General features: G+C 50.3%; 9 protein-coding genes. 3 read left to right on the forward strand and 6 right to left on the reverse strand.

The window, feature by feature from the left end:
* Positions 1–280: 280 nt before the first annotated feature.
* Genes C2M35_RS12020 through C2M35_RS12035 form a run of 4 tightly spaced genes read right to left on the reverse strand, consistent with a single transcriptional unit; the run spans position 281 to position 5,707 of the window.
* Positions 281–1,732, reverse strand: coding sequence for a TrkH family potassium uptake protein (locus C2M35_RS12020; protein ID WP_105201205.1), 1,452 nt, complete (start codon positions 1,730–1,732; stop codon positions 281–283).
* A gap of 39 nt (positions 1,733–1,771) precedes the next feature.
* On the reverse strand, positions 1,772–2,386 hold the full coding sequence (locus C2M35_RS12025) for a YigZ family protein (protein WP_105201204.1): 615 nt from the start codon (positions 2,384–2,386) through the stop codon (positions 1,772–1,774).
* A 55-nt stretch (positions 2,387–2,441) separates the two neighbouring features.
* A complete protein-coding gene (pepQ, locus tag C2M35_RS12030) occupies positions 2,442–3,764 on the reverse strand; it encodes a Xaa-Pro dipeptidase (protein ID WP_105265459.1) in 1,323 nt (440 codons plus the stop codon).
* A gap of 59 nt (positions 3,765–3,823) precedes the next feature.
* Positions 3,824–5,707, reverse strand: coding sequence for a transglycosylase SLT domain-containing protein (locus C2M35_RS12035; protein ID WP_105201202.1), 1,884 nt, complete (start codon positions 5,705–5,707; stop codon positions 3,824–3,826).
* Between the two features lie 296 nt (positions 5,708–6,003).
* Here C2M35_RS12035 and fadB point away from each other — a divergent pair, with 296 nt between their 5' ends.
* The 3 genes from fadB to tusA all read left to right on the forward strand — a co-directional run bounded on the left by fadB (position 6,004) and on the right by tusA (position 9,675).
* Positions 6,004–8,166, forward strand: coding sequence for a fatty acid oxidation complex subunit alpha FadB (gene fadB / locus C2M35_RS12040; protein WP_105265460.1), 2,163 nt, complete (start codon positions 6,004–6,006; stop codon positions 8,164–8,166).
* A gap of 2 nt (positions 8,167–8,168) precedes the next feature.
* Positions 8,169–9,332: an acetyl-CoA C-acyltransferase FadA gene (fadA, locus tag C2M35_RS12045; protein ID WP_105201200.1), complete on the forward strand. Its 1,164-nt coding sequence runs from the start codon at positions 8,169–8,171 to the stop codon at positions 9,330–9,332.
* A gap of 103 nt (positions 9,333–9,435) precedes the next feature.
* Positions 9,436–9,675, forward strand: coding sequence for a sulfurtransferase TusA (tusA, locus tag C2M35_RS12050; RefSeq protein WP_105188758.1), 240 nt, complete (start codon positions 9,436–9,438; stop codon positions 9,673–9,675).
* A gap of 12 nt (positions 9,676–9,687) precedes the next feature.
* Here tusA and C2M35_RS12055 read toward each other — a convergent pair whose 3' ends face one another.
* Together C2M35_RS12055 and glyS are read right to left on the reverse strand one after the other, a co-directional pair.
* Complete coding sequence (locus C2M35_RS12055; RefSeq protein WP_105201199.1) at positions 9,688–10,134, reverse strand: hypothetical protein; 447 nt, start codon at positions 10,132–10,134, stop codon at positions 9,688–9,690.
* Between the two features lie 112 nt (positions 10,135–10,246).
* A complete protein-coding gene (gene glyS, locus C2M35_RS12060) occupies positions 10,247–12,316 on the reverse strand; it encodes a glycine--tRNA ligase subunit beta (protein ID WP_105201198.1) in 2,070 nt (689 codons plus the stop codon).
* Positions 12,317–12,324: the final 8 nt, after the last annotated feature.

Consider the following 12,324-nt stretch of genomic DNA (forward strand, 5'->3'; position numbering starts at 1 on the left):
GGGCCCGGCTCGGGCATCCACGCCCTCGCGTTCGGCACTCCAAGAGTGACGTTATATGCAATAGGTGAGTTCGGTGCAAGTAAGTCATCCTGACGCTGCGGTCCGGCTCGACATCCGTGTCTCGCGTTCGAATTTACAAGAGTGACTGAAATACGTCGAAGGTAAGTTTTGTGCAAGTAAGTCGTCCTGACGCTGGGTCCCGGCTCGAGCATCCACGCCCTCGCGTTCGGCACTCCAAGAGTGACGTTAAGTCACTCTCGGTCGCAGTAGCGACCGCGCCTCACCCACGCCAGAAGGTGGGGGTGAATAGTACTAGCAAGGTGAAGATCTCTAGACGACCAAAGACCATGGCCAGGGTTAGAATCCACTTGGCGTTATCGCTGATATCACCGTAATGAGCCGCCACCTCACCCAAGCCCGGACCCAGGTTATTTAAGCAGGCTGCGGTCGCCGAGAAAGCGGTGATATTGTCTAAGCCCGTGCCCATAAGGCTGATCATGATGATCACAAAAACCAGGGCATAAGCGGAGAAGAAACCCCATACCGCCTCAACCACCTTATCGGGAAGCGCCTTCCGGCCAAGCTTAATGGAATAGATTGCCCTTGGGTGGACCAAGCGGTTAAGTTCACGAATGCCCTGCAAGTACAACAAGAACACCCGCACCACCTTCATACCGCCACCGGTAGAGCCGGCGCAACCACCAATAAAGCTGGAGAAAATAAGCAAGATGGGCAGGAACAGGGGCCAGGCTGAGAAGTTGTCGGTAGCAAAGCCCGCCGTGGTACCGATAGAAACTGCGTGGAACATAGCCTGATCTAAGGTTTCATCACCATTGGCATAGATATTATTCGACGACAATACGGCAAAGCAGATGATGATCAGCGCCACCTGAATTAAGAAAAACACCTTTAATTCCGGGTCGCGCAAATACACCTTGGCACTGCGATTGGCCACCACAGCGTAATGCAGGGAAAAGTTCACCGCCGCGATTAATAAGAACACCACGCAGATAAGGTTGATCACCGGGCTGTCAAAGTAGCCCATGGACGCATCATAGGTAGAGAAGCCACCTATGGCTATGGTCGAGAAGGCATGACAGATGGCATCGAACCAGCCCATCCCTGCGACCCAATAGGCCAAGGTACAGGCCAGGGTCAGGGATACATAGATATACCAAAGGTGCTTGGCGGTATCGGCAATACGCGGTGTCATTTTCGAGTCTTTCACCGGCCCCGGCGTTTCGGCGCGATACAGCTGCATGCCACCAACGCCAAGCATGGGCAGCACGGCCACCGCGAGTACGATTATCCCCATACCACCGAGCCATTGCAGTTGCTGGCGATAGAAGAGCACAGACTTGGGCAGATATTCAATGCCGGTCAATACGGTGGCCCCCGTGGTGGTGAGCCCGGAGAAGGCCTCAAACACCGCATCGGCCAGCGAGAGTTTTGGTGCATCAAGGAAGATCAGGGGTAAGGATGCGAACGACCCCAGTACCAGCCAAAACAGTACCACGATCAAAAAGCCTTCACGGGCTTTGAGGTCGCCATGTTCATGGCGGTTAGGATAATAGGCGAACAAGCCGGCAATAACGCTAAAAATAAACGCAAGAATAAACGGCAGACCACCACCATCTTTATAGATAAGTGATACCAGCGCGGGGGGAACCATGGTGATACTAAACAAGGCTACTAGCTGGCCGAGTATTTTTATTATCGTGCGGTATTGCATTTAGCGCGTCGCCGTGACTTTTCTTTGCATGTTATTGTCTTACTGTTTTATTTTTAACTCAACAGTACCATGGCTTAAATCAAAAATATCTTTTATGGCATCCTCAGCCTGGCGCGCATCGATACGGATCTGCCAGGAGATATGGCCGCCATACTCCTTGTCCATCGCCAATACCTGGTATTGTGAGTTAAGGCATTGTTCTATCTGCCCTTGTAGAGCATAGTCACTGTCGCCGGTTAACACCACACTGGGCACCTTTATCTGTGTCTGTAGTTGCGCCAAAGCATTATTCAGGGTACCGCCATAGGCGCGCACTAACCCCCCCGTTCCCAGCTTAATGCCGCCGAAATAACGGGTGGTTACGGCGCATATCTCGCCCAAGCCACTGCCCTGAAGCACATTCAACATGGGCTTGCCGGCGGTGCCATTGGGTTCACCATCATCACTAAAACCATAGACATGACTGCCACCAGGCGCTCCCGCTACATAGGCCCAGCAGTTATGGCGGGCATCCGGATACTGCTCATTGATCAAAGCAATAAAGGCCTTGGCGCTGGCCACATCCGGAGTATGGGCAAGGTGGACGATAAAGGTGCTTTTTTTGATTTCTTCTTCGTAACTCAGCGATTGTGCTGGATAAGCATATTCTGACATAGACGAGTCGCAGGATGCGGCGGTGAGGCAACGACTTCACCGCCATAGGAGATAATTAGTCGAGGTTTAATTCCCGGGTCATATTTTCAAGACCATGCTCATGGACAATGATATTGTCCTCGATACGAATACCGCCAAAGGGTTTAAACTCAGCGACCTTGTCCCAGTTTACGTACTGTCGATTGTCCGTTGCCGCTAAATCCTCAAGCAGGGAATCAATAAAGTACAGGCCAGGTTCAATGGTGAACACCTGGTTCGCTTCAATCATACGAGTACAACGCAGGAAAGGATGCCCCTCAGGTGGTGCCTGATGAGTACCCGTTTCATCGGCCATAAAACCGCCTACATCATGTACCTGTAAGCCAATATGATGGCCCAGACCATGAGGGAAGAAGGTTGAACTAATGCCCTTCTCGACAATCTGCTGTGCCGGTAGGTTAACGATATTAAAATCACTTAGCACCTGGGCTACACGCTGATGGCAATCAAGGTGTAGCTCACCGTAGAGCTTGCCAGGCGATAACGAGTTACAAAGCTCTATCTGATGTTGATTCATCACCGCCAACAACTCGGCAAACTGACCCTGACGCGCAAAATCGTAAGTACGGGTAATATCAGCGGCATAACCATTGAAATTGGCACCGGCATCGATCAAAAACGAACGGTGTTGCGCCGGGATATCCCGTTCAAAATGGGTGTAGTGCAAAATGGCACAGTTTTCATTTAGGGCAACGATATTGCCATAAGGCGTATCGTTTTCGCTGTGCTTGGTCGCCAACAGGTAAGCATGTTGGATCTCAAACTCCGATTTACCCTGATAGAAGGCATCGCGCGCCGCCTGATGACCGGCTACGGCTAGTTTGTTCGCTTCACGCAAACAGGCTTGCTCATACTGAGTTTTATAAGCACGGTGGTAATGCAGATAATTCATCACCGGCTCTGGGTTCATCAACTCAAAACCAAGGGCTTGTGCTACTTCTGCACACTCACCTATATAGGCATAGCGCGTCTTATCATGGGGTAATAGTTTTTCTACATGCTCTGGCTTAACCAGTAGCTCTATATCGAAATAGTCGGCCCAATACTCGCTCGGTTCGTCCGGCACTTTATGCCAAAAATCAACGGGGCGATAAAAGATAAGTTTAGGCTTATCGCTGCCGTTCACTACCAGCCAGCAATGCGGGTTGTCGATCACCGGCAACCAGGCTTTAAATTGTGGGTTCACCTTAAACGGATAATACATATCATCCAAAAATTGGCGCTTTGCCTGGCCAGAATGAATTACCACACCATCTAGGTTTTCACGCTCAACAATTTCGCGCGTGCGTCTTTGCAGGGTTGCAATATGTTCAGCGTATAACACCGCCAATGTATTCATGTATCACCCACTTTGCTAATTATGTTTATGCCAGTCTATCATAGCCGCCGCTGTTGCGGCTAACCGCCTATATTCATATCTAAAATTGTCGCCAGGACATTTTCATCCTTGCCTTGCTTGGCCAGATAAACCTGGCGATAGGCAAACACGTTTTTGACGTAATCCCGGGTTTCACGATAGGGGATCAGTTCAATCCATAACTCTGCCGGCATGGCTTCATCGGGGATCCACTTATTGACGCGATGGTAACCGGCGTTATACGAGGCCGTGGCTAAAATTTGATTGCCGCGGGTCTTCCCTTCCAAATACTTTAAGTACTTGGTGCCTAAATTAATATTTGTGCTGGGTTCATACAAACGCTTGCTCGAAACCGAACTGCGATTAATGTATTTGGCGGTGCTGGGCAATAGCTGCATCAGACCCCGAGCATCGGCGCGCGAGCGGGCATCGGCGGCAAAGGAGCTTTCCCTACGGGCAATAGCGATACTCCAATCCAGGTCCACCTTATGGCGGTGACTGTAACGCTTAAAGAGATCCGTGTAAGCATCGGGAAAGCGTAAATCGACATAATCCCAGGCCTTTAGTCGCGCCAGGGTGACTATGGCCCTGTCATGCCAGCCCTGCTCCGACGCCAATACCGCCGCAGCCAGCTTTTCGGCATTACTGGAGGTGTCGAGCAGATAATTCCACTCCCTTCTGGCACTGGTGACTCTTTCCAGCTCATATAAAATCTGTGCCCGTTTAAACCCTGGCGCCTGCTCTACCTTGGCCTTTAAACCCGGCGCCAACGTCAATTGCTGGTTATTAAGGTTAACGGGGAGGTCTAATCGCGCCGCCGCTAAAAAGCCGTAATAGTCGCGCTCATTTGCCAATTGCTGCCACAGCTCCTTGGCTTGCTCGTTTTTACCCTGGCGTGAATAACTGTAAGCCAGCCAGTATTTATGTCCGGCGTTAAGCGCTTTTTTCGGCGTAAAAAAGGCAATAATGGCCGGCCAGTCCTGCTCTCTAAGCATATTCGCCAAATGCCACTGCACCAGTTTGCTATCCTGCTGGGCATCGGGCACCTTGTTCAGCCAAAACTTAGCATCATCATGCTGCTTAACCGCCAGCGCATAGGCCAAGGCATAATGGATCTTATCTTGTTGCTCGTCGCTAAAGGTAAACATGCCAGATAATTTTTGCCAGGCGCGAACGGCCAGATCAGGGTCTTGCCAAACCAGGCGTTTAACCCCGTAAACGGCAATGTCCGCTTCTTTGGGAGATTTGTTTTTATAGCGATATAAACCGGCTGCGGCACTGGGATCTTTTTTAACCTGGGAATATAAATCCGCCAGATAACGCTCCTTGGCCGGCAGTTGTGTTTTTAAATAGCTAACCAACTTATGCTGCCCCGCCTCGGCGGCTAAGCCCAAACGTTGCCATACTGCTTCCGACGTTTGCCCGCCAGCCTTGCGCCAATAAGAAAACACCCTATCGCATTCCTTGGGTTGTGACTTACCTACCAACCACAGTTTTTCTATCTGCTCCAACAGGGCATCTTTTGGCGCTCCAAGTTGCCACTGAAACTCAAGGTACTGGCAGGTAAGCTCGACATCTTTGGTAACGCTGTAATTCTCTACAAACTTGGCCTTATGGCCATGCTTGGCCAAATAGTTCAACCAGGCACTGCGCACCGGCCACTCCAACGGCGTATGCTGGTACACCTGCAAGAAATGCTCTATTTCGGTTTGATATTTAATATGCGGATGGTGCTTATAGAAAGCCATTTCCACATAGGGCTTAAGCGGATGTTTAAGGCGCTCATTGGCCTTCTTAAATTCTGTGTAATTGCCGCCCCTGGCAATTTTTTCCGCTTTGAGGAAATCATCGTGCTCGCCGGCAAATGAAGCACTGCAAACTTGCAGCAAGGAGGCGGCCAGCAGGGTGTGAAGAAGTCGTTTCATGATAATCCTAACTGTATTTCGTGAAACAAAAGCAGCGAAGAAGCCAACATTAGGCAAAAAAGCGCGCTGCCCTCATAGAGTCAAAGACTCTCAATAACTGTACTACATAAATGCCAGACTTTTTACCTATACCAACCGCATTCTGGCGTGTTTTGGTCGCATCTCTTTTTTGAGCTAACTTTAACTGTATGTAAATTTTAACCTTAAATTTTCATTGCATTTTGCGATTAAAGGCGAGACACTGATTTAAATTTAACTCATCGTACCAGTTTCATGTGAAACAAAGGGAGATACCCATGATATTTCAGAGCGATTCCTTTGTAGTTTCTTTTATAAAGGACCAAATTGCCGAGTTTAAGTTCACTGTGCCCGGCTCAGTAAACAAGCTTTCGCAGCAAACCCTGAGCGATTGCCATCAGGCAATTAAAGAATTAGCCCAACGTGACGACATCAAAGGTATGGTGTTCACCAGTGACAAAGATCACTTTATCGTTGGCGCCGACATTTTCGAATTCCTACCCACTTTCCAACGTCCAGAAGAAGAATTGGTTGGCTGGATTAAAACCGCCACCGACGTATTCGACGCCCTGGAAGATTTACCTTTCCCAACGTTAAGCGCCATTAACGGTATGGCCTTAGGCGGCGGTTGCGAGTGGGTTTTAGCTACCGATTTCCGCGTTGCCAGTGAAACAGCCAAAATTGGTTTACCAGAAACCAAGCTGGGTATCATGCCGGGCTTTGGTGGTACTGTACGCTTACCTCGCTTAATCGGCGCTGATAACGCCATGACTTGGATCACCACGGGGCAGGAAAACCGTGCTAATGACGCCCTAAAAGTGGGTGCCGTCGACGCCGTAGTGGCCGCTGACAAATTACTGGGTGCCAGTATCAGCATGCTAGAGCAAGCCATTGCCGGCAAACTGGATTGGCAGCAACGCCGAGCGCAAAAACAAGCACCATTGAAAATGAACAAGGTAGAGCAAGGCATGAGCTTTGCTATGGCCGAAGGCCTGGTGATTGGCAAAACCAAGGGTCATTACCCTGCCCCTGTGATGGCGGTGAAAACCATCAAGGCGGCTGCTAATATGAGCCGCGATGAAGCCATGGCATTGGAAAACGCCAACTTCGCAAAATTGGCCAAGACCAAGGAAGCGGCGGCGCTAACCGGTATCTTCCTGGCCGACCAATATATTAAAGGCAAGGCCAAGAAACTGGCCAAGGGCAGCGACACTCAAATCAATCAAGCCGCGGTACTAGGTGCTGGCATTATGGGTGGCGGTATCGCTTATCAATCGGCCTATAAAGGCACCCCCATTATAATGAAAGACATCAACCAAGGCGCTTTAGATCTTGGTATGGGTGAAGCCGCTAAGCTACTTGGAAAGAAAGTACAACGCGGCCATATGAGCATGGACAAGATGGTTGGCGTGCTAGGTAAAATAAAACCGACCTTGAATGATGCCGATGTGCAGGCCGCCGATATAGTCGTTGAAGCGGTTGTTGAAAACCCTAATGTGAAAAAAGCGGTATTAAGCGACTTAGAGAAATCCATGCCTGAAGGCACGGTACTCACCTCAAACACCTCAACCATTCGCATCGATGAGCTGGCCACGGCCCTGGAAAAACCAGAAAAATTCTGTGGTATGCATTTCTTCAACCCGGTACCCCGTATGCCGCTGGTTGAGATCATCCGTGGTGAGAAAACCTCACAGGAAACCGTCAATGCTGTGGTTGATTACGCTCTTAAGCTGGGCAAGTCGCCTATTGTTGTTAATGACTGCCCGGGCTTCTTTGTAAACCGCGTGCTATTCCCCTACTTTGCCGGTTTCAGCAAGATGGTTAGCGAAGGCGTCAGCTTCGCTAAAATAGACAAGGTGATGGAAAACGTATTCGGCTGGCCTATGGGCCCAGCTTACCTGCTTGATGTTGTTGGTATCGATACTGCCTTCCACTGTACAGGTGTAATGGCCGATGGCTTCCCCGAGCGCATGGCGCGTCAGGACAAAGACCCGGTCACCATTATGGCTAACGCAGAGCGCTTTGGTCAGAAAAATGGTAAGGGTTTCTACAGCTACGCCCCGGACCGCCGTGGTCGCTTGAAGAAGAGCTCGGATGCCCAAGCCCTTGAACTAATTGCGCCGCTATTCGATGGCGAGCAAGAGCTGGATAAACAAGAGATCATCGACCGCTGTATGATCCCTATGATCAACGAAGTACTGCTTTGTCTTCAGGAAAACATAGTTGCTTCACCACAAGAGGCCGATATGGCGCTGGTGTACGGCATAGGTTTCCCTCCGTTTAGAGGCGGCGCATTCCGCTACCTAGACCAAATTGGCCTAGCCAACTTTGTGGCGGCTGCCGACAAGTACGCGCACCTGGGTGCTATTTACCAGGTATCAGACGAAACCCGTCAATGGGCTGAACAAGGCCGTGTGTTTTATCAAGTGGAGGGACAATAATCATGAATAAGGTTGTTATTGTAGATTGTATTCGTACGCCTATGGGCCGTTCTAAAAACGGTGTATTCCGTCATAAACGTGCCGAAGACCTGAGTGCACACTTGATGAAGGGCTTGTTGGAACGTAACCCGGCGGTAGACCCGGCATCGATTGACGATATTTACTGGGGCTGTGTGCAGCAAACGCTAGAGCAAGGCTTTAACGTGGGTCGTAACGCCGCCCTGCTTGCCGGTATTCCTCATACCGTACCTGCCGTGACCGTAAACCGCTTGTGTGGTTCTTCCATGCAGGCGCTGCATGATGCCGCTCGCGCGATTATGACCGGCGCCGGTGACACCTACCTTATCGGCGGTGTGGAACACATGGGTCACGTGCCTATGACGCACGGCAACGACTTCCACCCAGGGCTGGCAACATCCGTTGCGCAAGCAGCCGGTGTCATGGGCCTAACCGCCGAATACCTGGCCACCTTGCATGGCATTAACCGTCAGCAGCAGGACGAATTCGGTGCTCGCTCGCATCAACGCGCCCATGCGGCAACGGTTGAAGGTCGCTTCAAAAAAGAAATCCTGCCCATGGAAGGTCATGACGAAGATGGCGCCCTAACCTTGGTTGAAGACGATGAGGTTATTCGCCCGGAAACCACGGTTGAAGGCCTATCTCAACTTCGCCCTGTATTTAACCCGGCATCAGGTAGCGTGACCGCAGGGACCTCTTCGGCCCTGTCTGACGGTGCCTCAGCCATGTTGGTCATGAGTGAAGACAAGGCCAAAGAGCTAGGCCTGCCGATCCGCGCCTATGTGAAGTCTATGGCGGTGGCGGGCTGTGATCCGTCTATCATGGGCTATGGTCCTGTTCCTGCCAGTAAGAAAGCGTTGCAAATGGCCGGTTTGACTATCGATGATATCGATGTGGCCGAGCTGAACGAAGCCTTTGCCGCTCAGTCTTTGCCTGTACTGAAAGATCTTGGCTTGCTGGATAAGGTAGACGAAAAAGTTAACCTCAACGGCGGTGCTATTGCCTTGGGTCACCCCTTGGGTTGCTCTGGCTCGCGTATCAGCACCACGCTAATCAATATCATGGAAGACAAGGATGCTAAATATGGTTTAGCGACCATGTGTATCGGTCTTGGTCAGGGTATTGCGACGGTCTTTGAACGTCCGTAGCTACAAACTTGGTGACAAAAAGGCGGGTTCAGCTTAGTGCTCCCGCCTTTTTTCTTGCCGCGACTTTGGGTAAAATGGGCGTTTTCTACGCGAGCACTCATTTATGACCTTCGATACCGCCGATCACGTTCTTGATGCCTTAGGCTTACGCTGCCCAGAACCCGTTATGATGGTGCGCGGTACGGTGCGCAAAATGAATAACGGCGAAACCTTGCTGATCACCGCGGACGACCCTTCAACCACCCGCGACATACCCAGCTTTTGCCGTTTTATGGACCACACTCTGGTGGCCCAGCAAACGGAGCAGTTACCTTATCAGTACTTAATCAAAAAAGGGCTTTAACAGCCCTTTTTATTATTCAAACACCTGATTAATGGTGACCAAGGGCTTGCTAAAGCGCGAGAAGTTAATAGATACCTTGTACCAACCCTCTTCCGCCGGAGTAAAGCTAAAGTAGTTATACACGCTGTTACAGTCCGCCTGAACCGGCAAACCAATCTCCAGCTGCTTATCCAGGCCTTCGTCTAAATAACCACAGTTATAGTTTTCACTCCAATCGGCATCGGCAATTTTAAATTCATAGGCCTTGCCCGGAGTCGATAGCTTGATCTTGGTTTCATAAATGGCTGGCGCCACCTTGACCATTTGATACTCTGGCTGCGCATCCCATAATGAGAAGTCGCCACGCAGATACAAAGGCTTTTGTACTTCTTCAACCGGCACTATATCGTCCAGGGTAACAGTGCTTGAGCACGCACCTAAAAATAATGTGGCTAAAACGAGGGAGAGTTTTGTCTTCATTGTTATTTTCCAAATTTGACGCACTTTTCATCAGTCTAAGAAATTCGTGCACTGGCTTCAATAAAAAAGCCAGCACAAAGCTGGCTTTCGTCATGAATGTAAGAAATATTCACTATTTTTGCAGTACCGAGATATCGGCAACCTGTAAAAACAGGTCCTGCAACTGAGACAATAGTGCCAGACGGTTACGCTTAATTGCTTCGTCGTCCGCCATAACCATGACGTTATCGAAGAAAGCATCAACACTTTGGCGAATATTGGCCAGTTCACTTAGTGCCTGCTGGTATTCGCCCTGCTCATATAAAGGCGCAAGTTTGGCCTGATAGGCTGCCACTTCTTGTGCCAACGCCTGCTCAGGTGCTTCTTGCAATAAGCTTGGCTCAATGGCACCGCTTTCTTGAACATCATTTTTGCTCAGGATGTTACCAACACGCTTGTTGGCCGCAGCCAAGGCTTCTGCCGGCTCAAGAGTACGGAAATGGCTTACCGCCTTAACGCGTAGATCAAAGTCCAATGGCTTCGAAGGGCGACGCGCCAAGACAGCCTGGATCACATCAACCTCAATGCCTTGCTCCTGATACCAGGCGCGGAAGCGACCCAGTAGGAACTCAAACACATCTTCGGCAACCTGATTATTGCTTAGCTTATCGCCGAACAGGGTTTGCGCTTTCGCAACGATATCAAGCACATCCAGAGAAAGTTGCTTTTCAACCATGATGCGCAAGGCACCGATAGCGGCGCGACGCAGTGCAAACGGGTCTTTGTCGCCCTTAGGCGCCTGACCAATGCCGAAAATACCAACCAGAGTATCGAACTTATCCGCCAAAGCCACAGCACAGCTGATATCACTGTGTGGCAAGGCATCACCGGCAAAGCGCGGCATATACTGTTCGTTCATGGCCAGGGCTACGGCTTCGTTTTCACCATCAAAGCGTGCATAGTGCATACCCATCACGCCCTGAACATCGGTGAATTCCATCACCATTTCGGTCATCAGATCGGTTTTACTCAATAGACCTGCGCGCTCGGCCAGGGCCTTATCGGCACCCAGTTGCTCGGCGATATAACCAGAAAGCGCGCTAATACGCTCGGACTTATCTTTAAGCGTACCCAATTGCTTTTGGAACAATACGGTACCGAGTGACTCCAAACGGCTTTCCAGCGTTTTCTTTTTATCCGTTTCAAAGAAGAACTGCGCATCGGCAAGACGTGGGCGTACCACCTTCTCGTTACCGGCGATAACCACGCTTGGATCTTTACTTTCAATGTTCGAAACAAACAAAAACTTGTTAATCAGATTGCCGTCTTGATCTAGCAGCGGGAAGTATTTCTGGTCGTCCTTCATGGTGTAGATCAGGGCTTCGTCCGGTACCGCCAGGAAGCTTTCTTCAAATGAAGCGGTAAGCGTTACCGGCCACTCAACCAAAGAGGTTACTTCTTCAAGCAGGTCTTCATCCATGGCCACTACCGCACCAAGTTGTGTCGCTGCCGCTTCGATTTGGTTGCGGATCATTGCCTTACGGGTTTCGTAATCGGCAATAACATAGGCTTTCTTCAGCTGCTCAAGGGCTTCATTGGCATTATTGATGGTAACCTTTTCCGGGTGATGGAAACGATGTCCCTGAAGCTGGTTAGCAACCTGCTTACCAAGGATCTCACCGGCAATCAGGCTGTCACCGTAAAATACCGTGGCTGTGTGCACAGGACGGATAAACTGGGTCTTGTTGGCACCCCAGCGCATCGGCTTAGGGATAGGCAGTTTCGCCAGTGCCGCATTTACCGCATCGACGATCAACTCTTGCACCGGCTGACCGGCAACTTCGGCCTTATGCAGTAACCACTCGCCTTTATCGGTAACATGGCGACCAGCTTCACTTACCTCGATACCACAGCCTCGGGCCCAGCCCATTGCCGCTTTGGTTGGGTTACCATCGGCATCAAATGCCGCCTGAATTGCAGGACCACGCTTTTCTACTACCTTATCTGCCTGCTTGCCATCAAGTTGCAGCACCATCAGACCTAAGCGACGTGGAGAGGCGTACCATTGCACCCCTTCATGTGCCAGAGCAAGTTCTTCTAATTGCGCTTTTAGGCCATCGGCGAACGCCTCAGCAAGGGTACGCAATGATTTCGGTGGCAATTCTTCTGTACCGATTTCTACTAATAAATTTTGCTTTAACATGGTAATTC

The sequence above is a fragment of the Pseudoalteromonas sp. T1lg76 genome (genome assembly GCF_002964725.1).
GTDB lineage: Bacteria > Pseudomonadota > Gammaproteobacteria > Enterobacterales > Alteromonadaceae > Pseudoalteromonas.